The sequence below is a fragment of the Pinisolibacter aquiterrae genome (assembly GCF_019160155.1).
GTDB classification, from domain to species: Bacteria; Pseudomonadota; Alphaproteobacteria; order Rhizobiales; family Ancalomicrobiaceae; genus Pinisolibacter; species Pinisolibacter aquiterrae.
Genome location: NZ_JAFNIH010000032.1, coordinates 82,805 through 106,492, shown reverse-complemented (window position 1 = coordinate 106,492; position 23,688 = coordinate 82,805). Strand labels below are relative to the sequence as shown.

Here is a 23,688-nt window from a genome sequence, read left to right as displayed (position 1 = left end):
GACTCTCAGATCTCCCCCACTTTTCGGATGACCGCTTCGCGCAGCGCGGGCTGTATGACGCCAAGCGAACGCAGCAACGAGTCAAGGCGAACTCCAGCATCGTCCCTGTTGCTCATGCTGCGCACTAGCGACGCAAGCGACGCGGCAAGTTCCGCAATCTCAGTGGCTATCGGTTGCGCGAACTCTCCGCCGCCCTGCTCGGCGACATCTAGCCAGATGCGCTCGACGGGAACGGTAAGCTCCAGGGCGGAGAGCAGTCCTTCAAGCAACATCGATTCGGTGCCAAGCGCTTCTACCACAGCAGCAACGGCAGGGTGGTCCCGCCGCACCCGGTAGCGCGGCACGGCCTTGCCGCTCCGAGTCTCCCAGGGCCATGATGTCTCCCCGTCAGTGTCACTTCGGCGGCCCCGGCCACCCGACCGGCTACCGCGCCAAGCGAAAACCTCGCGAGCGCGCCGCCGGCAGTCGGCGCCAAGGCCTGCTAAGCGTCCCCGAGCCCAGGCTGGCGGTCGAGCAACAGACTTGCGGATATCGATACGCCAAGCTTCGTCCATCGAAACGGGTAGATCGAGAGCGATGCGCGCGAGCCGGCTCGACTCCTCGCGCGTCCAGGCTCGCGCACCACCGAGGCCAAGCCACCCGCCGGCTGAGACGATGCGGTCGCCCCGGTAGACATAGAATCCTTGCCGTTCAACCCAACCGCCCGGGCCGCCAGCGTCTTCCCATTCGCGTTCGCTCGCGAACCGGTCACGATGGGGGAGAATATACGGCCTTGCCGTGATTGCGCTGTCAGGACCGCGAATGATGTCACGCGGTAATGCCATGGTTGCATCATGCCTTCGGCAAAACGGATCCCAGGCGGCAAGTGTCCTGTCGTTAACGCTGATGGCAAGCCGCCGTGCCTCACCGCTCAGAAAGCGGTGAAACGTCATCGCTAGATGCGCGCGTATTTCGGAGATCCGCTCATTAAAGGCATCGCGGTCGAGACCCCATAGGCCGCCGAGCCGATCCATTTTGCTCCAGCTTACCAGCGTGCCATTGCCGGACGACTGGAATTCGGCCGCCAGCTCACCTGGGGGCGACCCGTCGGGCGCGTCGGCGTGCCAACCTTGGCCGACGCGATCGACATCCCAGGCAAGCCTCGCGACCACACTCTCTCGGCGCGACGCCACGGTCAGTTCGCGGCACTGCGAGAGTGAGGCGGTCTTCAAACCTAGTCCGAACCGGCCGAGATCGTCACCTTTCCGTTCGACGTCGGGTCCAGCACCACCAAAGCGCATTGCCTCGACGAGTTGATCAAAGCTCATGCCGGCGCCGTCGTCGAGAATTTCAACGAGTGGGTTGCCATCGCGCCATTCAAGGCGAATGCGAACCTCCCGCGCGCCGGCGGCCAGAGAATTATCGATCAGATCAGCGAGCGCGGTTTCAGGCGAATAGCCAAGACCACGTAAGGATCTCAGCAGCGCCTGTGGTGAGGGCTTTATCTCGACATGACGCAATGACAAGTCTCCGACGGCGTTGGAATTCATGTTCGCCCGAGTACATCCGGATTTAGAAATACCGAGAATAGACCTGACGAACGCGGAGCCGCAATTTTCGCAAGATACGTTGGAATCTCCCGAATTCTACGCAATCGCGTCCGGCAACGCGCCGATAAAACGTGATGCATAGTGGTGTGATCTGGTGTAGCATGGAATTGAGGAGTACCGCAATCTTGGCAACAGGTAGGACTATCCGCACAACCGTATTGCTGCCCGAAGGCGTGCATCGCCAAGTGCAAGCGCTGGCGGCTGCCAATGATGTGTCCTCTGCCTGGGTGATTCGGCAGGCTGTTCTGCACTATCTTGCGACGAAAGTCGGCCAGACCAAGCTACCTTTTGGGAGCGACCGGTCATGAGTGCTGACCCCAGAGTCATCCGTCAGAAAATGCAGCGCCTGCAAGCCGGGGCTCGTCCTCGCGTACTGGACCTTTTTTCTGGCTGTGGCGGGATTTCGCTTGGTTTTCAGGCCGCGGGTTATGAGATCGCCGCGGCGGTCGAGAATGATCCGGATGCGGCCCGCTCACACGGCCTTAACTTCCATCATGGCGAGGACCGCCACAGTATAGGCCGGGACATCACAGCGACCTCTCCTGCGGACCTTGCCACAGCGCTCAGCCTCGGACCGGCGGTAAGCGCCTTTGATGTCATCGTGGGCGGTCCGCCTTGCCAAGCGTTTGCGCGTGTCGGGCGCTCTAAGCTGCGCGAGATAGCGGAACACCCCGAGGCATTTCGCCATGATCCCCGCGCGCGGCTCTACATCGAGTATCTTGCCTATGTAGAGGCTTGCGCTCCACTCGCGGTGGTCATCGAGAACGTGCCGGACATGCTAAATCATGGAGGCCACAATCTCGCGGCAGAGATTGGGGAGATCCTCGCCGGGAAGGATTATGTAGTCCGCTATACGTTGCTCAATGCAGCCTTCTACGGCGTGCCGCAGATGCGCGAGCGGATGATCCTCATTGCAATCCGCAAAGAACTTGGGGACGATGTGGAGTTTCCCGCACCGACGCATTGGATCGAACTTCCGTCCGGCTATCAGGGTTCGCGTGCTGTCGCTCTCAAACTGACGACAGGGAAGGATTTGCTCGCCGCAGCGATCGGGGGCAGCGCATATAAAGCCGCGCCGGAGGCTGATGAAACACTGCCTCCTGCGGTCTCCACGCAACAGGCTATCGGTGATCTTCCGGAAATCATGGCGCGCGAACTGCTTGCGGAAGGAGCGCTCAGGCGTGGCACGCGGCGGCTCGATTCTATGCTCCCATATGGTGGGCACAGCCAACAGAACAGCTATGTGAAAGAGATGCGCACTTGGTCTGGGTTCGAAGGTGGCTCGCATGTGCGTGACCATGTGATCCGATACCTCCCGCGAGACTATCGAATCTTCGCTGGTCTGAAGCCGGGCGATCAATATCCTGAAGCGCACCGTTACGCTCTCAGCTTATTTGAGACTGAGCTTGAGCGGCTCCAGGCGCGGGGCAAGCGACCGAAAGACGGCAGTTCTGAATGGGGTGCTCTCAAGGCGGCTTTCGTGCCGCCCTACGATGCCGGGAAGTTTCCGAACAAGTGGCGCAAGATGGAGGCGGTGACGCCCGCCCGTACGCTCCTCGCGCATCTCGGTAAGGACGGTTATAGTCATATTCATTATGACAGTCGGCAAGCACGGCCGATCTCGGTACGTGAGGCTGCTCGCCTGCAATCCTTCCCTGACGGCTTCCGCTTTGCAGGAACCATGAACCCGGCGTTCCGTCAGATCGGCAACGCAGTCCCGCCGCTGCTTGCGCGCGCAGTCGCTCAGACACTGCGTAAGCAGCTTGTCAGAGAAGCCATCTCGGAGGACCTGCCGCGGGCGGCGGGCGCAGGTCACTGATGAGCCGACGCGACGAGATCATCGTAGTCAGATCACTTGCCGAGTCAGACCTGGGTATCTTCTCGGCGCACCGCTTGAGCGCGACCAGTAAGCAGCGCGCGATTGCGCTGACCACGCCGGTTGCGCGCAAGCTTTTGAGCGTGCGGTTGTTCGAAAGCGGTGGCGCGGACATGGATTTGATCTGCGTTTACGGAGGCTATGGCAATCGCGAACTCAGAAGTATCGGTAAAGTCGGCAAGAACTGGCGGCTCGGCGGCCACAAGATCACGGCAAATGCTTGCGCTTTTCTCGATAGCAAGGATTTCGTGCTGCTGCGTTCAGTTCCCGACAATGATGGCGATCAGCCGATCTTGATGACCTTCATTGGCCGACAGCGTGAGCGGCTGCTCCATGCGGGGATCGTCGCCAGCCTAGCCGCCGAATTCCGGGACAGTGTCGCCATGGTGTCAGCGGGGTCGGATGCCTTCTACGCCCTCTCGGCTGCCTTTCCTGCCGTGCCGGCCGATCTGGCAGTTAGTCCGCCCCTGGCTGAGGACGATGCCGTAACCCGGGAGCAGGCGGCCGGAAACGATGGCCGATAGGCTGAACCCGGAACGGCGCCGGCTCAATATGAGCCGCATCCGCGCGAGAAATATTTCGCCAGGATGGACAGTGCGCCGGCTGGTGAACAGCTGCGGGTTCCGATACCTGCTTCATCGCGGGGAATTGCCAAGCAAGATCGGGCAGGCTGCGCTTGGCTGGCGAAGTTCGTCGCGCCGATGATCGAGCGGTTCATGGCGACGGATCGGGGATTTTGTCGTCTTCGGAGGGAGAAGGGTCTACCGACGTGAGATCGAGCGAGCGGGCTGCCCAATCGGAAGATCCTCGTCGAATACGACCGGCCAGAATATGGGCGACGCTCAGAAAGCGCCGAAATGCTGGGTTGTCGTTCTGCGGGGACCAGACGGCGCTGAAGGGGACGATATCTGTCTCGTCGGGCAATGGACGTAGCACTACGTCTGGAAGCTCAATGGATGTCGATGCCGATGAAATCAAAGTGATCCCGTATCCCAGGCCGACGAGATTCAACAATGTGTCCTGAAGGACCGCCTTGTATTCGATCCGCGGGAGAGTCCCGAATGTACTCGCACGTTTCACGATGTGGTCATGTACTTCTGCCCCGGGAGAGAAGGTGCTGACGATGAAGTTTTCGCATCGAAGCTCTGACCAGCTCAGATTTTCGGCGATGGCCAACCTGTGTTCCTTTGGCAGTGCGACGTAGATGCGCTCCCGCCAGAGTGGGGTCGTCACGCAATCCGGAATCTCGTCCATCCCCGCCAAAAAGGCGATGTCGAGCCGATGGGATCGGACTCCAGCGATATGTTCGTGACGAGTTCCGTCATGGATATCAAGTCCGACATCGGGATGCTTTGTGGAATAGTTTTGGAGGAGGTTTCGCAGGAAACCTTTGGTCAGGGACGTTTGAATGCCAATGCGCACGGTACCAATCTCGGCGCGCCCTGCCGCCGCCGCCGTGATCTTGGCGTTCTCTAGTTGCTCTATCGCCGGGATGGCTCTGCTGAGGAAACGTCTACCCGCCTCCGTCAGCTGTACGCCACGGTAAGAACGATCAAATAGTGAGACGCCGATTCGCTCTTCAACGTGTCGGATCGCTCTACTGACACTCGACTGCCGGACGCGCAGAACCTCGGCGGCGCTGCGGAAGCTACCGGTCTCTGCGGCTACAATGAGATAGCGAAACCGAATCCCATCCGTCATTTTCGATTTATTTCTTATGTTATAGATCCCAGATTATGCGTTGTCGTTGCATATGAGAATACAGTTATGAACTGCATTTCTTCGGCTGACGGCCTCGACTTGCCGAGCGATGGTCGACGACACCGCAGATGACGATCTCACATGATCCATGACCACGGCGATGGGCGGCTCGACCTGGTGGATCGGCAGACATCCTTTGCATCGTCGACCCATGCCTTCGGCGCCTCTTCGTCGAGAGCTCTACGATCTCGAGTTCGGCGTGAAGGGCTGCCGATCGGGTTTCATCCTTCTCGCTGCGTCAGATATTCCCTCATGAACTCGAGCCGGTCGTTGCCCCACCACATCTGGTCGTCGACCATCATGGTGGGGACACCGAACACACCGCGCTCGTGAGCGGCGCGATTGGCGGCAGCGTATCGGGCTTCCGCTTCGGTGGAGTCGACGAAGGATAGAAGGTCGGCTTCGTCCCACCCCAGGCTCTCGGCGATCCGTTCGAACAGAGCCGGGTCGTTCATGTCCGCCCCGGTGCCCCAGACGGCGTGCCAGGCGGCGTCCACATAGGCCGGGCCGGCACCACGATCGAGCGCATGAAACACGCCCTTGTTCAGCCGCGCCGAGTCGAGTGACGGCGGAAAGACCAGCGGAACCGCATACCGTTGCGCCCACCGTTCCAGGTCGACCTTCAGGTAGCGAATCTTCGCCGGGATATCGACGTTGCGTGGTCCGGTGTTGCCGGCGGCCTTCTTGGCGGCGGGGAGGTCGATGACGTTCAACCGCAGTTCGAGGCCGAACTCGCGTACCAGAGCCGGCAGCCTTTGGTAGGCGAGATAGGCGAAAGGGCTCATAAAGTCGAAGTAGAAATCGAGTGTCTTGGTCATGGTGGGGCTCGCACGTTGGGTCTGATCACGTCGTGGTTGGAAGGCATCAGCCGTCGCTTCGGTTCATCTCCTGATGCAGGGTTGCCCACTGCCGTCCAGATTCCCGAGCGCCGGCGAGATGGACTTCGGGGACGAGGTGGTAAGGCGGTCGGCAGGGTCCGGCGGTCATCCAGCCGGCGGCATCCATGCGCGCTTTCTCCAGTCCGATGTTGTAGGTCGAGAACTCCTTGAACGACCCGTTGGGGAACAATGTGCGATAACTCGCCGCGATGCGGTCGGTCAGGCGCTTGGCTGCGGTCCAGTCTCCGGTCCGCTTGGCTTCGGCGACCTCGCCGCGCAAGGCCAGGGCCGGAGCAGGGCCGCACACCGCACCGCTGGTCCAGAACGCGGTGCAGAATTCCGGATCGATGCGGGCGGCGCCGTAATAGTCGACATCGAGCGGCAGGAGGCGAATGCGTCGCCGGCTGAGGTTCAGGTCGGCGTGAAGCGTGCCGATGCCGAGATATTTGGCGGTGACGACCTGCGGAATTTCCGAAACCTGGGCCCAGAAGGGTCGGGGGAAGTCGAATTTGAAGGCCTCGTTGTTGGCGTAGACACAGATGGCGGTGTCGGGGCAGGCCTCGGCCACGTCGCGGTAGAACTGCACCACGGTGGCCAGATCAGGCGCGCACCACATCGGCGGGCCGAGCATGACGCCGTCGATGCCCAGCGCACGCGCCTCGCGGGTCTGGCGTATGGTTTCGCGGGTGTTGAGGCTGCTGGTTCCGCCGAAGACGGGCACGCGACCGCGTGCGACCTCGGCCAGGGTGGCCATGAAGGCGCGCTTCTCGTCCCACGTGAGGGTGGCGCATTCCCCGAGAGTCCCCAGCGAAAGGATCCCGTCGACGCCTGCGGCGATCAGGCGTTCGACCGTGCGGGCGGTTTCGTCGAGATCGACGGTATCGCTGGCGTGGGGGGCCGAAGCGTTGGGTTTCGCAGGCGTCGGCATGATCGCCCAACAACCCTGGATCTCATCGACGGTGAGCAATTTCTTCGACATGGGATGGTTCTCCTTGGACTGCGGTCGCGCGTCGCTCGATCGGCGGTTCGGACGAGTTCGGTGTCGGTGAACCGTCGCAACCTCGTCCGGCGCGGCCTGTTTTTCAGCGTGTGGGGTGGACCGATCGGCTCTCCGCGCCGATCGATCATCTTGCGGCGATCTCAGTTCGTGCGGCACGGACCACGGTCGACCGATGGATCTGCGAGGCGACGACGGCCGCCAGAAGCTGAACCGCCGCCACGCTGTAGAGCGCGGTGGAGAAGTTGGGGGTCATGTTGCGGATCAGGCCGACGAAATAAGGACCGACAAAGCCGCCGAGGATGCCGATGCTGTTGATCAGGGCCAATCCACCGGTGGCGCCGCTGCCGGACAGGAATGAAGTCGGCATCGGCCAGAACACGCCGGTCGCACTCCACAGTCCAATCGCCGCGACGCAGATGGCCACGAAACCGAGAACGGGATCGCTGCTGGCGGCACTCACCGCCAAGCCGGCGGAACCGACCAGGAAGGCCACGACCAGATGCCACTGCCGCTCGTTGGTGCGATCGGAGTGCCTCCCGTAGAGCGTCATGCAGATCGAGGCGAAGACGAAGGGAATGGCGCTGACGAAGCTCACTTGTACCGAGGTCAGACCCGACAGCTGTTTGACGACCAGCGGCAGCCAGATCATGACGCTGAAGAATCCGATGCCGAGCAGGAAATAGAGGAGACCGAAGATCCAGACGATGGGGGCGCGAAGGGCAGCCTGGAAGGTGTCGTAACCCTTGTTTCCTTGCGTGACTTCGCCTTCGGCGAGTTCCGCGACCAGCCAGTCGCGCTGATCCGCGCTCAACCATTCGACGGTTTCCGGCCGCTCGGGAAGGTACCTCAGTGCGAAGATCCCCAGGAGGATCGGCGGGATGCCCTCGAGGATCAGGATCCACTTCCAACCAGAGACGCCGAGAAGCCCATCCATCTGCATGATTGCGCCAGACAGCGGGCCGGCGACGATGACCGACACGGCGGTCGCCATGTACAGGGTCGACACGACCTTGCCGCGCTCGTTCTGCGGATACCATTGGGTCAGATAGAGCAACATGCCGGGAACGAACCCCGACTCGGCGAGGCCCAGCAGGAAACGCATGCCGTAGAACATGGCCTCGCTGGAGATGAGGGCATTTCCGAGCGCGACGATGCCCCAGCCGATCGCCAGGGTGGAGAGCCAGACCCTTCCGCCGATCTTCTTCATCAGGAAGTTACTGGGAATGCCGAACAGGACATAGCCCAGGAACAGCAACCCGGCGCCGAGGCCGAAAACGGCCGGGTTGAAACCGAGCTCGGTGTTCATCTGCAGGCCGGCGTAGCCGATATTGACCCGGTCGATGTAACTGAACAGATAGAGAAGGAACAACAACGGGATCACATGCTTCGAAACACGGCGAAGCGTGCTGGTGGAGACGTCGGTCATTGGGCGTTCCTCACGATTGTCTTCTTTTTGGGCACGTGGTCGGTAAGGTGGTGCGGGTGGCGGCCCGTTCGCCGCTTCGTTGTGCTGGGCCTCAGAGCCGAATTTCAGAAGGGGTAGGGTTGGCTCGCCGGCTCGATGGTGATCCACTTCAGTTCGGTGAACTCATCGATCACGGCGCGACCGTCGAAACGCCCGTATCCGCTGTCCTTGGTGCCGCCGTAGGGCGCCTGGGCTTCGTTCTGGACGGTCGAGCCGTTGACGTGGCAGCTGCCGGTGTCGATGCGGAGAGCGACGCTGAGGGCGCGGGTGACGTCGTGGCCGAATACCGCCGCCGACAAGCCATAGGCGGTGTCGTTGGCGATGCGCACGGCGTCCTCGGTATCCTTGGCGCGCACGACGATGGTGCAGGGGCCGAAGGTCTCCTCGTCGTAGATGCCCATCGCCGACGTGACATGATCGATGATGGTGGCGGGCATCTCGGCACCGTCCGCGATCCCTCCGGCAGCGATCTCCGCGCCCTTCTCCAGAGCATCCTCGATCAACTTGTTGATACGCCGACCGGCATCGGGTGTGACCAGCGGGCCGATGACGCAGGCCGCTCCACGGGCGGGATCGCCGGACGGCAGGGCGTTCGCCCGCGCGGCGAGTTTGGCGACGAATGCGTCGGCGATGCTCTCGTCGACGACGATGCGGCCGGTCGTCATGCAGATCTGACCCTGGTAGAGGAACGATCCGAAAGCGGCGGCGTGAGCCGCACTGTCGATGTCGGCGTCGTCCAGCACGACCAGCGGCGATTTGCCGCCCAATTCGAGCAGACAGCGTTTCAGGTGACGTCCCGCCTTTTCGGCGATGATGCGGCCGACCCGGGTCGACCCGGTGAAGTTGACGCGGCGGATCGCCTTGTGGGCGATCAGGGCATCGATGATCGCCTCGGCCTCGGTCGGTGCGCTAGTGAGCACGTTCAACACGCCCGGCGGCAGTCCGGCCTCGAGGAGGGCTTCGGCAACCAGCATGTGGGTCTTGGGGCTGGTCTCGGATGCGCGAAACACCACGGTGTTGCCGCAGACGATCGGGTAGGCGATCGCGCGCGCAGCCAGGACCACCGGTCCGTTCCAGGGGACGATGCTGAGAACCGCGCCGACCGGTTGGCGCACCGTCATCGACAGGGTGCCGGGCTTGTCGGTCGGGATGGTCTCGCCCTGAATCTGGGTGGCCAGGGACGCCGCTTCCCGGAACAGATTTGCCGCCAACATCACGTTGAAGCCAGCCCACAGTTCGGATGCGCCGATCTCTCGGGCCATGACGGTGATGAATTCCGGGGCCTTGGCCTCCAGGCGGTCGGCGGCGGCGAGGAGGATGCGTCGACGTTCGGTTGGGCCGGTGACGGACCACGTCATGAAGGCCTTTTGCGCCGAGTCGGCGGCGGCGATGGCGTCGGCCACGGTGGCCGCCGCTGCACGCGTCACCACGTCACCACTCATGGGATGTCGACGCTCGAACGTGGCGCCGCTGGTGGCGGCCTTCGGTGCGTTGTCGATGATCAGTTGCGTTTCCAACGGCGTCTCTCCCGAACATGTCTTGGTTTTTCTTGGTGGTTTTTCTAGCAGCCGGGAGAGGAGCCGAAGAAGTCGAGAAAGCAGATGTCAGGTATCGGGCCCGCCGATGGATGCGGCGCGGAGGTCAGGCCATCGAACGGCGCGAGCATGCCAACCCGGTCCACCAAGTGACGGAAATTCGCCGCAGGCCCGTCCGGCATTCCGGCATTACCGAGCGCCGCATCGCGCCTGTCGTCGGGGTGTGCTCGGCGCAGACGAGGATGTGTCTTGCCGGTTCTGGCAGGCGGGGCGCTCACGCCGATGGCACCGGCACCTCGGTGCGATCTGCATTCGATGCCGAGGATCCTACGACGTGACTTGTCGAATGACCGAGCGGAGCCAGTCGAGATCGGCTGTGGCCTCTCGATTGCGGGCCCAGATCATGGCCGACTCGAGAGGCGGTAACGGGTAGGGTGGACGGAAGACATGAATGTGAAACAGCTTTGAATACTGATCGGCCAGGGACTCGGGAACCACGCCGATCAGATTGCTTCCTACGACGATCTGCGGAAGCAACGTAAAATACGGAATGAGAAATCTATTCTTCTGGTGAATTCCAAGACTGTCGAGGGCGTCTTGCTCGATGGTGTTTCTGCCGTCGGTCCGACAATAGATGGCGTGGGGACGATCGAAATATTCGTCATATGAGAGATCGCGACCGGCGGATGGATGGTCCGCCCACTGGATCGCCACCCAGTCGTCGAGTTTGAAAACTTCGAGGCCGAAGTCGGCATCATCTTCGCCGATGCCGCAGGCCTCCAGATTGGCGCGTCGATTGGGGCAGATGATCAGGTCGAGCGTACCCTGCCGTAGCGATTTGGCGGATGAACCGGGTGTCGGCACCAACGTTAGGCTGACATTGGGGGCTTGCGTCTGGAGGGTCTTGCCGATCTGGGAGGCGACCAGCGCCGAGACATAGTCGGCGGTTGCGATGCGAAAGTTCGTTGCGGCGGTCAACGGGTCGAAATCTTCGGTCTGGAACAGCCGGCTGGTGAGCTCGACGAGCCGTTCGACGTCGGGAGCCAAACGTCGTGCCTTCTCGGTCAGGTGCATTGCACGGCCGCGCTGCACGAGGATTTCGTCGTCGAATATCTCTCGCAGTTGGCGTAGGGCGCCGCTGACCGTCGACTGGGTCAGGTTCAGCAGGTTGGCGGCATGAGTGACGTTACGACAACGGAGAAGCTCCGCCAAGATGGGCAGAAGATTCAGATTGACGGTGCGCAGGGAACGGATGGGATCGGTCATGGCTCACGGCGACGGAGTGGATGATGGCTCTGGATCGAATACGCCGATCCCTGGGCAAACGATACGGCCAGAACGAGCACTGCAACGACTGTCTCGGGATTCAACGGACTTTCATCTTCTGGCCGCGGCGGCTTGGTGATCGAATTCGATCTCGTGTTCCCGTCGACTTCCTCTCGCAGTGCTGGTCGTGTCCGGTCACGGGTGTGAGAAGGATGTGGTGGCGATCGAATATCAGCAGCCCGTTTCGCTGCTTTGCTTCCTGCCGTTTCAAATGGATTGAGACGTGGTGGCGACAATCGAGCCGATACCACGCCTCAGGTCCCACGTCTTGCGGCGTAGGGGGCACGCCATTCGGTGCCTTCCCTCTGGCGGAACGATCTCAACCGAACAGCTCGTAGAACCCGAGCTTGCGCTGCATCGGCGCGTCGTCGACCACGAACAGGTGCGCCGGTCTGGTCGCCGAGGCGTTCTCGAGGCGCACCTCGGCGTGGGTCGGCACCGCCATCGTGTCGAACTGCTCGAACGCCAGCGACACGCCGTCGATCTCCACCGTGCCCGATCCGTCGACCACGTTGATCACGCTCGACGCCGAGTGGCGCGGCAGGCGGACGCTCTCGCCGGGGCGCAGCTCGATCGCCGAGAAGCCGAGGATCGGCATGCATTCGCCCCCCGTCTCCGGGTTGACGTAGGCGAGCCGCACCGCCTCGCCGCGCGGCGTCACGGCCGCGAGCGAGCCCAGCGCCTCGCGCACCTCGCGCCAGGGAAACCGCACTAGCGGATAGTTGGCCCGCGGCCGGGTTACGGCGGCATAGGGCACCAGCCCCGCGCGGCGATAGCGGGTCTGCGAGGCGTCGGCCTCGTTGCGCGCCTGCTGCGGCGTGCCCTCGATGCAGTAGGAGGCCTCCAGCGCATAGACCATCGGCAGGTCGAGCGCGTCCATCCACACCACCGGCCCGGTGCCGGCATGGCCGTGTTCGTGCCACAGGCCCGACGGCGTCAGGATCAGGTCGCCCGGCTCCATCGGGCACTTCTCGCCCTCGACGATGGTGAAACCGCCGTCGCCCTCGACCACGAAACGCACCGCCGACGGCGAGTGCTTGTGGTTGGGCGCGGTCTCGCTCGGCAGGATCAGCTGCATGCCGATGTAGATCGACGGCGTCGCCTGCATGTTGTCGAGCCCGAGCCCGGGATTGGCGAGCACCAGCACGCGGCGCTCGGCCTTCTCGATCGGGGTGAGGCGGCCGGCCTCGAGCAGCTGCGGCCGCACGTCGGCGTAGCGCCACAGAATCGGCCGGGTGCGGCGCAACGGGATGCCGTAGGGCAGAGCCGCGCGCAGGTTCGGCCACAGCGGCACCAGGTTGCGGGCGGTGAGCCCCTGGCGGTAGTCGAGCGGCAGGTCTTCGAGGGTGCCGAGTGCGGACATGGGTTCCTCCGAGTGTTCTTGTGGAAGCTCAGGCTTCGGCGTCGGGCTGCCGGTCGGGCTTCGCCTCGGCGAAGGCGGGGAGCTCGTTGCAGGCTGCCTCGATCGCGGTGAGGCGCGGATAGGCGTCGGTGGTGCCGCCGAAGCGCCGGGCGCCGTTGAGCTGCGGCACGAGGCAGATGTCGGCTAGCGTCGGCGTGTCACCGAAGGTGAAGCGCCCGCGATGGGCGTGGCGCCGCGCCACCACCTCGAGGGCGGTGAGACCTTCGGCGCACCAGTGGCGATACCAGCCGTCGACCTCGTCCTGGGACCGGCCGAGTGACGACTTGAGGTAGTTCAACACCCGCAGATTGTCGATCGGGTGGATGTCGGCGGCGATCGCCAGGGCGAAGGCGCGGACTTCCGCCCGTTCCAACGGATCCTTCGGCAGCAGCGCGGGGTCCGGAATGGTCTCGTCGAGCCACTCGATGATGGCGAGCGACTGGGTGAGGACATGGCCGTCCACCTCCAGCGCCGGGACGAGGCCCTGCGGGTTGAGTGCCTTGAAGCCCTCGGCGCGCTGTTCGCCCTTGCGCAGGTGGACGGCTGCGAAATCGGGCGTCACCCCCTTCAGGCCGAAGGCGATGCGGCAACGATAGGCGGCCGACGAGCGGAAATAGCCGTGGAAGAGCATGAAGGGTGCCTTCCTCGGGTCAGACGGCTTCGGCCGGGGCGATGGTGAGCGAGATCGGCGGCAGGCCGTCGATCGAACCGGTGACGACGTCGCCGGCCACCACCGGGCCGACGCCGGCCGGAGTACCGGTGTAGATCAGGTCGCCGGGGGCGAGGTGATAGTAGCGCGACAGGTGCGACACCAGTTCCTCGACCGACCACACGAGGTCGGAGAGGTGGGCGTCCTGCTTGGTCACACCGTCGACCGCCAGGATGATGCGCTGCGGCCCGACGACCCCGAAGGCGGCCTTGGGGACGATGTCGGTGATGATCGCCGACTGTTCGAAGTTCTTGCCGAGATCCCACGGGCGCTGTTTGGCGCGCGCCTGGAGTTGGAGATCGCGACGGGTCATGTCGAGGCCGCAGGCATAGCCCAGCACCGCATCGAGAGCCGTCTCGACCGGCACGGCCCGAGCCGGGGCGCCGATGGCGACGACGAATTCCATCTCGTAATGGTAGTTCTCGGTGCCCGGCGGATAGGCGATGGTGGCACCGCTGTCGACGATGGCGCCGGCCTGCTTGAGGAAGTAGAACGGCGCCTCGCGATCGACCTCGACGCCCATCTCCTTGGCGTGGTCGGCATAGTTGCGACCAACACAGAAGATGCGGTTGACGGGGTAGCGACGGGCCTCACCGACGACGGCGACGCTCGGGGCGGGCGGGACGGTGAAGAGCAGGGCGGTCGAAGGCGTGTCGGGCATCGCAAGGGCTCGCTTTGTTCGGCAAAGGGAATAAGGAGCGGCGGAGCCCGGTCGCCCCACCCCGCCGCTCGTCGATGTCAGGTCGCGGGGCGCGGCGTCGGGTCTTCGGCGAGGCGCAGGTTGCGGCGGTGGACCGAACGTCCGAGGGCGAAGACCGCGACCGCCGCCACGAGGGCCGGCCACAGCGACATCTGGAGGATCGCGGCCGGTGCCCAGGCCTGCGCCAGCAGCAGGCCACCGACGGTGGGGCCGAGGATCGAACCGAGGCGGCCGACGCCGAGCGCCCAGCCGATGCCGGTCGAGCGTAGGCCGGTCGGGTAGAGGCTCGACGCAACGGCGTTCATGCCGATCTGCGCCCCGACGACGCCGATGCCGACGATGAAGAGCGAGCCGTAGAGTGTCGGGCCGTTGCCGCCGGCATTGGCCATCACCCCGATGAACACCGCCGCCGTGGCGTAGCAGACGCCGAGGATGGTGAAGGGCCCCATACGATCGATCAGACGGCCGAGCACCACGCCGCCGACGACACCGCCGAGGTTGAGGGTGGAGGTGGCGTAGATCGCCGCGTCGAGAGGGTAGCCGCTCTGCTTCAGTAGCGCGGGCAACCAGTTGACGAGGAAATACATGACCAGGAGGTTGCAGAAGAAGGCGACCCACAAGAGCAGCGTCGAACCCGCCCGGTGCTCGGTGAAGAGGTGGCGCCCGGTGAAGCCGGAAACCTTTCGCTCCGGCACGTAGTAGGCGACATCGGCTCGGTGCTTGCCCGGTTCACCGGTGATCTTGCCCAGGATCGCCGCGACCCGCTCGGGGTGGCGGGCGTGAGTGACGAAGAAGCGCACCGACTCCGGCAGCAGGACGACCAGCAGCGGCGCGAGCAGCAGCGGTAAGATACCGCCGAGCAGGAAGACCGACTCCCAGCCCCACAGCGGGATCATCTTGGCGGCGAGGAAGCCGCCGAGCATCGAGCCCAGCGGAAAGCCACAGAACATCACGGTGATTGCCGTGGCGCGCAGGCGGTGCGGGGCATATTCGGCGGTCATGGCGATGATGTTGGGCATGGCGCCGCCGAGGCCGACGCCGGTGAGGAAGCGCAGCCAGAGCAGCGTGTGGAAATCACTCGCCCAGGCGGTGGCAAGGGCGAAGGCGCCGAAGCCCGCGGTGCAGGCGATGAGGACGACCTTGCGTCCGAGGCGATCGGCGACCGGGCCGAATACCAGCGCGCCGACGGTGAGGCCGAGCAGGCCGATGCCGAAGACGGCACTGAACTGCGCCATCGGCAGCTTCCATTGTGCCGACAGCAGCGGCGCGACGAAGGCGATGGCCTGGGTATCGAAGCCGTCGAGCATGGCGATGACGACGCAGATCGCCAGGACGAGCAGATGGAACCGCCCGACGGGCACGTCGTCCATCAGCGCGACGACATCGACCGCGCCGGGCGGCAAGTTCTGGAGATGTGACTTCATGGGGTCCTCCCTCCGAGGCACCGGCCAGCGAACAGGCGCCCGCGATCGCGCCCCCTCCGTCCGAGGCGCGGTTCAGCCGAGTTTCGGGTCTTTGTTGGTGGCGGGCGGGGGCGTCGACCCCCGTCCCGATCTCAATCCGTGCCGATGAGGACGCGCCCGCCGTCGATCCGTACCGCAAACGTGCGGATGTCCTCGGTCAGCGGCTCGTTCAACGCCTTGCCACTGCGGATGTCGAAGCGCCCCTGATGCAGGGGACATTCGATCTCGAAGCCGTCGAGGAAGCCGTCGCACAGGTGGGCGGCGCCGTGAGTGCACAGACCCGCTGTGGCGAAGACCTCGCCCTCGACCTTGTAGAGGGTGATGCCCTGGCCTCGGCACGACGCGCCGAGGGTGTCGCCCTCGGGAACGTCGTCGATCGCGGCGACGTCGATCCAAGTCTCGGAACTCATCGGCGTTGTCCTCGCTCAGATGGGGTAGATCAGCGAGTTCGGGATCATCTCGCTGTCATAGACGCAGAGGCGCGATCGGAACTTCAGCCCCTCGGTGGTCCGGACGATGGCGTCGCGATAGCGGCCGGCGTTGAAGACCTCGGTGACGCCTTCGCGCTTGGTGCGGAAGACGATGTAGTTGGCCTCGGCCTCGATCTCCTCGCCCCTATCTGTGGTCTTCACCGACAGGACGCGCGGGGTCCCGACGACGTGCCGTTGGTAATAGGGGTCGTGGTACATGGTCTCCTTCACGCCGAAGACGCGATCGCGGATCATCGCCTTGCTCTCCAGCGCGAGCAGGCAGAGCGGCAGGCCGGCATCGAAGTTCTCGCGCGGCTGGAGCCGGTAGGTGCCGTCGTCGAGGAAGAATTCGGGCCACTTCTCCCAGTCGGACGAATCCACCACGCCGGCGTAGCTGCTGTAGAGATCGAGAAGTTCGGAATAGGACTGAAAGTCGAGCATCTCACTCCCCCATCACTTTGCGCCAATAGGCGTACATGCCGCGGATCAGGGTCTCGGTGACCATGTGATCGCTGTCGGTCGTGTCGGTGCCGCCCATTTCGACGAGCGTGCGGTGCGACGGTTTCTGTTCGAACCCTTCCTGCGACCACTCGATCACCTCGCCGTCGTCGGCGGAGACGAAGCCGGCCGGGCCGAAGAGGTTGGCCTGGATCAGGCGGCGCTGCTTCATCTCCGGGTCGTCGTCGGCGAAGCCGAAGTGGGTCCAGACGAAGTCGAAGGAGCCGTGGCCGTTGGGCTGGATGTGGCGGGTGGAGACGGAGTTCACCTGCTGCTGGATGATCACACTGGGGAAGATCGTGGTCATCACCGCCGTCGGCTTGCCCCACCACGGTTCGTGCACGATGTCGAGCAGGCGCGGGTCGTTGACCTTCATCGCCTCCTTGAAGCTGTCGATGCCGGAGGTCACCTCGGTGACCTTGCCACCCTGACCACGGGTCGAGATCATCGCGGCGTGGCGCAGATGGGCGTCCATCTTCAGCTCCGACTGGTTGTCGGCGCGCCACAGGCCGAAGGTCGAGAACCAGGTGTGCAACAGGCCCGGGTGGTAGGGGTCCTTGATGTTCTCCTGCATCAGCTTCCAGTTGCCGGGGATGCGCTGGCGGCGATAGCCGAGAAGCTCGAGCTTGCGGCCGTCGAAGACGCGATCGAAATAGGCGAGGATCGTCGGGCCGAGGAACGCTTCGAAGGGTTCGATGGAATGATCGAACGAGGCGAAGACCACGCCGCCGCGTCGCGCCACCTTCAGCTTGGTCAGGCCGTGATCCTCGGGCTTGAAGTCGGCGGGCATGCCGCCGTTGACCTTGCCACCCTGCTTGACGCCGCGCCGGAACGGCACGCCGGTCAGATTGCCCTTCAGATCGTAGTTCCACTGGTGATAGGGGCAGAGCAGGTCCTTGGAATTGCCCCGCTTTTCGCGGCAGAAGCGCATGCCACGATGGGCGCAGACGTTCTCGACGACATGGATCTCGCCGTCGGCGGTCCGCGTCATGATCACCGAACGCTCGCCGACCACCGTGCGCTTGAAGTCGCCGGGCTCGGGCACCTCGACCTCGAGGCCGATGTAGCACCAGTGGTTCGCATAGAAGAGGCGTTCGAGTTCACGTTTGTAGAGATCGTCGCGGGTATAGGCCCAGAACGGGATGCGGCTGCTGCCGGTCCCCGGCCAGTGCGGATCGACGGGAAAGATCGTACCTGTGGCGTCCATCGTTTCCTCCCATGGGTTTTCTTGGATTTCGTCGTGCCGTCGGATGGGCGCGGCACGTTCGGTCGGGCTTCAGTAGCCGGTCGAATAGAAGGCGTCGGCGTAGACGTGCGCGATGGGCAGCCCCAGCCGCTTGACCAGGATGGTCGCCGCTTCGACCATCGGCGGCGCGCCGCAGAGATAGGCGCGGAACCCGGCGAGGCTCGACCAATCGACCGCGATCGCGTCGGTCACCAGACCACGCCGCATCGCCGCCGGGGCGTCGCCGTTGGCGATCACCTGATGCACGGTGAGCTGCGGGTGGGCGGCGGCGAGTTCGGCCAACCGGTCGACGGCGTAGAGATCGCGCGTGGTGCGCACCCCGAAATAGAGATGGATCGGATTGGTCATGCCGGCCGCGACGGCGCCGCGCAGGATAGACAACACCGGGGCGAGGCCGGTGCCGCCGGCGACGAGCAGCATCGGACCGTCATGGCGGCGGCGCAGATAAGAGGCGCCGAGCGGGCCGCTGATCCGCACCGCATCGCCCACCTTCAGCGTTTCGAAGACATGGGGGCTGACCCGACCTCCGGGCACGAGGCGGACATGAAACTCGAGAAGCTCGTCGCTCTCGATCCCCGCCATCGAATAGGGGCGGATGTGGTCCGGCGTGAACTGGAGCGTGGCGTACTGACCCGGGGTGTATTCGAGTGGCTTCGCCGTCTTCAGGCGGAGGCGGCGGATGTCGTGGGTCTCGTCACGGATCTCGACGACGGTCGCCTTGAGGATCTTGGCGGGATGAACGACGACTTCGTCCGGCTCGGGAATCTCGATGGCGCAGGAACCGGTCAGGGTCGTCTGGCAGGCCAGGATCTGACCGTTCTCGCCGATGATCGGCTGACGCAGTTCACCGCTCGCCGACAGCACCTGACCCTGTACCACCTTGCAACGGCACACGCCGCAACGCCCGGCCATGCAGCTGTAGGAGATCGGCACGGCGTTGGCGCGCAGCGTCTCCAGCAGGTTGGCACCCGGCTCAACGGCGATCGTGCGTCCCAGTGGGCGGACGAGAAGTTCCATGGTCGTTTCCCTTCGAGCCGTTCGGCTTCTTCGAGGGAGACGATGGCAGGGAATAGCGAATTTTAGAAATTTATGGTGAGAATGATCAAAATCACTCTCGTGAATGTGCTGGTGGCCATGGATCTGCGCGATATCGATCTCAACCTACTGGTCTTGTTCAACGATCTCCTGGGTACTGGTCGTGTGAACGTGACGGCGGAGCGGCTCGGGCTGACCCAACCCGCGGTGAGCAATGCCCTTGGTCGTCTGCGCCGCCTGCTCGGCGACGACCTCTTCGTCCGCACGCCGCAGGGCATGCGGCCGACCCCTTTCGCGGAGGCCCTGGCGGAGCCGATCTCCTACGCGCTGGGGGCCATTCACGGCGCCCTGAACCAGAACGTCGCCTTCGACCCGCTGCGGAGCCGGCAGAACTTCACCATCGCCATGACCGACATTGGCGAGATCCACTTCCTCCCGGAACTGATGCAACGGTTGGCGGCCACCGCGCCGGGGATCTCGCTCAGCACCGTGCGCAACCACAGCATCGACCTCGATCGCGAGATGGAGGCGGGGAATGTCCACCTCGCCATCGGGCTGCTACCGGATCTCCAGGCGGGCTATTTCCAGCGCCGCCTGCTCGGCCAGCACTATGTCTGCCTGTTTCGCAAGGGCCACGCGCTCGACCGTGGCACCGTGACGCTTGAAGACTTCACGGCGGCCGAACACATCGGCATCGTTGCCGCCGGCACCGGCCACGGCATGGTCGACGAGTTGTTCGCCCGCATGGGGATCGAACGGCGGATCCGTCTGCGGGTCCCGCACTTCGTGGCGATCGGCCACATCCTGCGCAACACCGACATGATCGCCACGGTGCCCGAGGTCCTGGCGCTTCGGATCGCCGAGCCCTTCGGCCTGACCTGGTGCCGTCACCCGATCTCTCTGCCGGAAATCTCGATCGGGATGTTCTGGCACTCGAAATTCCATCGCGATGCCGCCAATCAGTGGCTGCGCACTCTCATCTTCGATGCTCGGCCGACAAGCCTGTCGTGACCTCCGAACGCATTGCATCTGGAGATCACAATATTTATTTTCTCTCTATGTTTATATTTCTATTTATGATAAGTGTAAACTGGCATTTATTTTGATTTATTTGCTATTTGGTGCGTTGTGATGCAGACAAATGTTGCTTATGTGCCTTCCGCAGGATCGATGGTGAGGCTGCCAAAGAATGGATGGGGCTGAGTCAAAATGAAAACGCTCATAGGCGCTTCCGCAAATTTTGATCGCAGCCGTATAGTCCCCGTGCCGCCATTCTTAGGTATTTTTACTTCGCTAAATAGCGCCATGGCACGCGGAGGGCGTCGGGAGTGGCGGATCGATATCCGTCAGTACATTTCGGTCTCGCCTCCTTTTGGAGAGAGGTTGTTTGATTACATGTCCTCTCTTGCGATAGTGGCGGCATGTCTGCGAAGATATATCCCTTTCCTGGGTCCGCGAGCCCCGACGATCTTTACGATTATGCCCGACCGCAAATTGTTGCGCGCCGTGCATCGATCGATGCTTGTTCCTCGCTTGGATACCCTCGGGTTTGGTCGCCGGAGATTGTGGACGACTGGCCGATCAGTATTCCCGTATCCGAAGTCGAGATCGACCTGTTCGAGGGTTATTTCGGCGATCTATTGGACGAGGTATTCGGGTCAAAACGCTGATTATATTGGAGGAGATTTGGTATGAGCGCCAAAGCCAAGCCCGTCTCGGCAATACCGAGGCGGGCTGCATTGTACCTCCGTGTATCGACGGGACGGCAGGCTGAGAATGACCTCTCCATTCCCGATCAACGCCGGCAACTTCAGTCTTATTGTCAGGCCAAAGGGATTTCGATCGAAGCGGAGTTCGTCGAACCGGGCGCTTCTGCAACCGATGATCGGCGTCTGGAATTCCAGCGAATGATGGACGCTGCGTCGCAAAAACCGGCACCGTTCGACGCTATCGTCGTGCATTCCTTCTCGCGCTTCTTCCGCGATCAGTTCCAGCTGGAGTTCTATGTGCGCCGTTTGGCCAAGAGCGGCATTCGGCTGACGTCGATCACGCAGGATCTCGGCGACGACCCGATGAGTGTGATGATGCGGCAGATCATGGCGTTGTTCGACGAATATCAGTCGAAGGAGAACGCCAAGCACACGCTTCGGGCCATGAAGGAGAATGCGAGGCAGGGGTATTGGAACGGTTCTCGCCCGCCATATGGCTACAAGATCGTCGCCTCGGAACAGCGCGGGGCTCGCATGAAGAAAAAGATCGAGCCTGATCCCGACCAGACCGAGAATGTCCGCTTGATGTTCCGATTGGCATTGGTTGGAAACGAACACGGTCCAATGGGTGGTCGGCAGATCGCGAACTTTCTGAACTCCCGGGGTATTCGCACTCAAACGGGCGGACGTTGGGGCGTCGGCGCCGTCCATCAGGTTCTGAGCCGGACGACCTATATCGGCCTGCATAGGTTCAACGTCTATAGCTGGCGGAAAAAGCTCGAAAAGCCGGATGACGAGATCGTCGAAGTTGCAGTTCCGCCGATCATCGGAGCCGACGAATTCGAGGCGGTGCAGGAAATGATGCGGTCGCGCAGCCCTCAATTCAAGGCGCCGCGATTCGTGAGCGCCGGGACACTCCTCGGTGGCGTGTGCTTCTGCGCGGAATGCGGGGGAGCGATGACGTTGAGGACATCGGGCAAAGGCGCGCAGTATCGATATTACACCTGCTGCACGACCGCGCGGCAGGGCAAGACCGGCTGTAAGGGGCGGACCGTCCCGATGGACGAGCTGAACGACTTGGTGGTGTCCTATTTGGAAGACCGTCTCTTGGCGCCCGAACGGATCGAAATCTTGCTGACGGGCTTGCTCCGGCGTCGTGAGGAGCGGGTGGAGCGCCAGAGGGCGCGGATCACAGAATTGAGAAAACAGGCGGCAGATGCCGAGGGAAAGCTCACACGGCTGTACGAGGCCATCGAGAACGGCTTGGCCCAGCCCGACGATCAGAACCTGAAGGGCAGAATTGCCGAGTTGATGCGCATACGGGATTCGGCGCGCGCCGATGCCGACCGAGCAGATGGACGAGAGAAGGAGCCGGATGCTCGGATTTCGCCGGAAGCCCTGTCGCGATTCGCCGACGCGGCTCGGGAGCGCCTCCGGTCGAAGGACGGGAGCTTTCGACGCCATCATCTGCAAATGTTGGTGCAGCGGATCGAGGTCGGGGATGACGAAATACGAATCAAGGGGTCTAAAACGAAACTCCTCCAGACGCTTGTCGCATCTGGAGGAGTGTCTGGAGGGAACTCGGCTACGAATGGAGTTCGTAGCTTCGTTCCGAACTGGCTCCGCGAGCAGGACTCGAACCTGCGACCATTCGATTAACAGTCGAACGCTCTACCAACTGAGCTATCGCGGAACACGCGGCCGCCGGAGCAGCGCGGTGCGGGCGGGTCTATAGCAAGCTCGGTCGGGCTTGCCAAGCCCTTCGACGCGCAACCATCGACGTTCTCGCCGATGCCTGTGGACGAAGGGGGGCGCGGGCGCCTAAGCAGGACCGCGATCGGGCGCCGCCCGACCTCGCCCTCGGAGATCGACCATGCCTGCTTCGCCCCGCTTTTCGCCGCTCCGCGACTTCGTTCTCGGCGGCGCGCGCTCCGGCAAGACCGGGGTGGCGCTGGCGCGGGCGGAGGCGAGCGGGCTCGCGCCGGTGATGGTGGCGACGGCCGAGGCCTACGACGCGGAGATGGCGGCGCGAATCGCCGCCCATCGCGCCGAGCGCGGCGCCGCGTGGGGGCTGATCGAGGAGCCGCTCGATCTCGCGCGGGTGCTGCGCGAGGAAGCGTCCGAGGCACGGATCCTGGTTGTCGATTGCCTGACTCTCTGGCTCACCAACACGCTCCTCGGCGAGCGGGACACCGAGGCGGCGATCGCCGACCTCTCGGCGGCGCTGGCGGCGATCGGCGGGCCGGTCGTGCTCGTCTCCAACGAGGTCGGGCTCGGAATCGTGCCGGAGAACGCGCTGGCGCGGCGGTTTCGCGATCTCCAGGGGCGCCTCAACCGCGTGGTCGCGGTGGGCGCCGACCGGGTGACGCTGGTGGTGGCGGGTCTCGAGATGGTGGTGAAGGGGGGCGATTCGCCGCCCCCGCGCTAGCGAGTTCACCCGTCGGGAGGGATCCGAATGGGACGGCTCCCGATTCTTCTCTTCCGGTGGACGTGCTTTGCTGTCCATGGTGCCCGCGAACGTTGCCGAGGCACCGGGCGGCGATCGCTCTGGTGCGAGCGGTGGGAGTTCATGGCGATGATGCCGGGTCGATCGGACGAACCTGCTCAGCCGTCGAGTGGCGGCACGACCCCACGCTCGGCGGAGGCTTCGCCGACGAGCGCCGGTCCCGATTGCCGGACCTGCGAGCTGCGCGCCCGCTGCATCAGCTACGGTTGGATGTCGCCGGGCGGGGTCTGGTTCGAAAACGCGGTGATGCTGAGGCCGAAGCCCGGTTGCCGCGGCTTCATCGGCCGGGGCGACGACATTCGCGCCCATTTCTCGGCCGTCCGCCCCGTCGAACGGGGCCATTGACGCGCGCCGTCGACCTCGTCGAGACGAAGGCGGTCGTTTCCGCGATTTTCGGGAAGATGTTGGAGGCCTCGTCCGGATTCGAACCGGAGTACACGGATTTGCAGTCCGCTGCGTAACCACTCCGCCACGAGGCCTCACGCGGATCGGTCTCTAAACGCTCCGGCGGCGACAGGCA

25 protein-coding genes and 2 tRNA genes are annotated in these 23,688 nt (G+C 63.5%); 10 read left to right on the top strand and 17 right to left on the bottom strand.

What is annotated here, in order from left to right; all coding sequences use genetic code 11:
• Positions 1–5: 5 nt before the first annotated feature.
• Complete coding sequence (locus J3S89_RS13330) at positions 6–1,529, bottom strand: ATP-binding protein (protein WP_230489065.1); 1,524 nt, start codon at positions 1,527–1,529, stop codon at positions 6–8.
• Positions 1,530–1,663: 134 nt separating this feature from the next.
• Here J3S89_RS13330 and J3S89_RS13325 point away from each other — a divergent pair, with 134 nt between their 5' ends.
• The 5 genes from J3S89_RS13325 to J3S89_RS23650 are packed head-to-tail and all read left to right on the top strand — an operon-like array spanning position 1,664 to position 4,238.
• Entirely contained in the window at positions 1,664–1,897 is a 234-nt protein-coding gene (locus tag J3S89_RS13325) for a ribbon-helix-helix domain-containing protein (protein ID WP_338020050.1), read from the top strand.
• Positions 1,894–3,408 (top strand): DNA cytosine methyltransferase, encoded by a 1,515-nt coding sequence (locus tag J3S89_RS13320; protein ID WP_217928058.1) that lies wholly within the window; start codon positions 1,894–1,896, stop codon positions 3,406–3,408. Before J3S89_RS13325 ends, J3S89_RS13320 begins: the two co-directional genes overlap by 4 nt.
• Positions 3,408–3,989: a hypothetical protein gene (locus tag J3S89_RS13315; protein WP_217928056.1), complete on the top strand. Its 582-nt coding sequence runs from the start codon at positions 3,408–3,410 to the stop codon at positions 3,987–3,989. Before J3S89_RS13320 ends, J3S89_RS13315 begins: the two co-directional genes overlap by 1 nt.
• Positions 3,979–4,170: a hypothetical protein gene (locus tag J3S89_RS13310; protein ID WP_217928054.1), complete on the top strand. Its 192-nt coding sequence runs from the start codon at positions 3,979–3,981 to the stop codon at positions 4,168–4,170. Before J3S89_RS13315 ends, J3S89_RS13310 begins: the two co-directional genes overlap by 11 nt.
• Positions 4,113–4,238, top strand: a complete 126-nt coding sequence (locus J3S89_RS23650) for a DUF2274 domain-containing protein (RefSeq protein WP_420801321.1) — start codon at positions 4,113–4,115, stop codon at positions 4,236–4,238. The genes J3S89_RS13310 and J3S89_RS23650 overlap by 58 nt, the downstream gene beginning before the upstream one ends.
• Here J3S89_RS23650 and J3S89_RS13305 read toward each other — a convergent pair.
• The 14 genes from J3S89_RS13305 to J3S89_RS13240 all read right to left on the bottom strand — a co-directional run bounded on the left by J3S89_RS13305 (position 4,180) and on the right by J3S89_RS13240 (position 18,935).
• A complete protein-coding gene (locus J3S89_RS13305) occupies positions 4,180–5,166 on the bottom strand; it encodes a LysR family transcriptional regulator (RefSeq protein ID WP_217928052.1) in 987 nt (328 codons plus the stop codon). The genes J3S89_RS23650 and J3S89_RS13305 overlap by 59 nt on opposite strands.
• Positions 5,167–5,447: 281 nt before the next feature.
• Entirely contained in the window at positions 5,448–6,044 is a 597-nt protein-coding gene (locus J3S89_RS13300; protein ID WP_217928050.1) for a 2-hydroxychromene-2-carboxylate isomerase, read from the bottom strand.
• 46 nt (positions 6,045–6,090) lie between these two features.
• The gene (locus J3S89_RS13295; RefSeq protein WP_217928049.1) at positions 6,091–7,083 is read right to left on the bottom strand and encodes a dihydrodipicolinate synthase family protein; all 993 of its coding nucleotides are present in this window, start codon (positions 7,081–7,083) and stop codon (positions 6,091–6,093) included.
• A 145-nt stretch (positions 7,084–7,228) separates the two neighbouring features.
• On the bottom strand, positions 7,229–8,530 hold the full coding sequence (locus J3S89_RS13290; protein ID WP_217928048.1) for an MFS transporter: 1,302 nt from the start codon (positions 8,528–8,530) through the stop codon (positions 7,229–7,231).
• A 104-nt stretch (positions 8,531–8,634) separates the two neighbouring features.
• Positions 8,635–10,086: an aldehyde dehydrogenase gene (locus J3S89_RS13285; protein ID WP_217928047.1), complete on the bottom strand. Its 1,452-nt coding sequence runs from the start codon at positions 10,084–10,086 to the stop codon at positions 8,635–8,637.
• A 345-nt stretch (positions 10,087–10,431) separates the two neighbouring features.
• Positions 10,432–11,370 (bottom strand): LysR family transcriptional regulator, encoded by a 939-nt coding sequence (locus tag J3S89_RS13280; protein WP_217928046.1) that lies wholly within the window; start codon positions 11,368–11,370, stop codon positions 10,432–10,434.
• A 379-nt stretch (positions 11,371–11,749) separates the two neighbouring features.
• On the bottom strand, positions 11,750–12,793 hold the full coding sequence (locus J3S89_RS13275; RefSeq protein WP_217928045.1) for a cupin domain-containing protein: 1,044 nt from the start codon (positions 12,791–12,793) through the stop codon (positions 11,750–11,752).
• Between the two features lie 28 nt (positions 12,794–12,821).
• On the bottom strand, positions 12,822–13,463 hold the full coding sequence (maiA, locus tag J3S89_RS13270) for a maleylacetoacetate isomerase (protein WP_217928044.1): 642 nt from the start codon (positions 13,461–13,463) through the stop codon (positions 12,822–12,824).
• Positions 13,464–13,482: 19 nt separating this feature from the next.
• Entirely contained in the window at positions 13,483–14,202 is a 720-nt protein-coding gene (locus J3S89_RS13265) for a fumarylacetoacetate hydrolase family protein (protein ID WP_217928043.1), read from the bottom strand.
• A 77-nt stretch (positions 14,203–14,279) separates the two neighbouring features.
• Positions 14,280–15,665, bottom strand: coding sequence for an MFS transporter (locus tag J3S89_RS13260; protein ID WP_217928041.1), 1,386 nt, complete (start codon positions 15,663–15,665; stop codon positions 14,280–14,282).
• Between the two features lie 131 nt (positions 15,666–15,796).
• A complete protein-coding gene (locus J3S89_RS13255) occupies positions 15,797–16,114 on the bottom strand; it encodes a non-heme iron oxygenase ferredoxin subunit (protein WP_217928039.1) in 318 nt (105 codons plus the stop codon).
• 15 nt (positions 16,115–16,129) lie between these two features.
• Positions 16,130–16,615, bottom strand: a complete 486-nt coding sequence (locus J3S89_RS13250; protein WP_217928037.1) for an aromatic-ring-hydroxylating dioxygenase subunit beta — start codon at positions 16,613–16,615, stop codon at positions 16,130–16,132.
• Position 16,616: 1 nt separating this feature from the next.
• Positions 16,617–17,879, bottom strand: a complete 1,263-nt coding sequence (locus tag J3S89_RS13245) for an aromatic ring-hydroxylating dioxygenase subunit alpha (protein WP_217928035.1) — start codon at positions 17,877–17,879, stop codon at positions 16,617–16,619.
• Between the two features lie 69 nt (positions 17,880–17,948).
• On the bottom strand, positions 17,949–18,935 hold the full coding sequence (locus tag J3S89_RS13240) for a 2Fe-2S iron-sulfur cluster-binding protein (RefSeq protein ID WP_217928034.1): 987 nt from the start codon (positions 18,933–18,935) through the stop codon (positions 17,949–17,951).
• 81 nt (positions 18,936–19,016) lie between these two features.
• Here J3S89_RS13240 and J3S89_RS13235 point away from each other — a divergent pair, with 81 nt between their 5' ends.
• From J3S89_RS13235 to J3S89_RS13225, 3 genes are all read left to right on the top strand, one after another.
• The gene (locus J3S89_RS13235; RefSeq protein WP_274383208.1) at positions 19,017–19,964 is read left to right on the top strand and encodes a LysR family transcriptional regulator; all 948 of its coding nucleotides are present in this window, start codon (positions 19,017–19,019) and stop codon (positions 19,962–19,964) included.
• A 410-nt stretch (positions 19,965–20,374) separates the two neighbouring features.
• Positions 20,375–20,623 (top strand): hypothetical protein, encoded by a 249-nt coding sequence (locus J3S89_RS13230; RefSeq protein WP_217928087.1) that lies wholly within the window; start codon positions 20,375–20,377, stop codon positions 20,621–20,623.
• A gap of 21 nt (positions 20,624–20,644) precedes the next feature.
• Positions 20,645–22,321, top strand: coding sequence for a recombinase family protein (locus J3S89_RS13225; RefSeq protein ID WP_217928080.1), 1,677 nt, complete (start codon positions 20,645–20,647; stop codon positions 22,319–22,321).
• Here the strand turns inward: J3S89_RS13225 and J3S89_RS13220 are convergent.
• A tRNA-Asn gene (locus J3S89_RS13220) sits at positions 22,280–22,355 on the bottom strand. The two genes, J3S89_RS13225 and J3S89_RS13220, sit on opposite strands and share 42 nt — an antisense overlap.
• Before the next feature lie 180 nt (positions 22,356–22,535).
• Here J3S89_RS13220 and cobU point away from each other — a divergent pair.
• Both cobU and J3S89_RS13210 read left to right on the top strand, forming a co-directional pair.
• Positions 22,536–23,090, top strand: coding sequence for a bifunctional adenosylcobinamide kinase/adenosylcobinamide-phosphate guanylyltransferase (gene cobU / locus J3S89_RS13215; RefSeq protein WP_217928032.1), 555 nt, complete (start codon positions 22,536–22,538; stop codon positions 23,088–23,090).
• A gap of 147 nt (positions 23,091–23,237) precedes the next feature.
• Entirely contained in the window at positions 23,238–23,513 is a 276-nt protein-coding gene (locus tag J3S89_RS13210) for a hypothetical protein (protein ID WP_217928030.1), read from the top strand.
• 60 nt (positions 23,514–23,573) lie between these two features.
• On the opposite strand, the gene J3S89_RS13205 is transcribed toward J3S89_RS13210, so the two are convergent.
• Positions 23,574–23,647: transfer RNA gene (locus J3S89_RS13205), tRNA-Cys, on the bottom strand.
• Between the last annotated feature and the right edge of the window lie 41 nt (positions 23,648–23,688).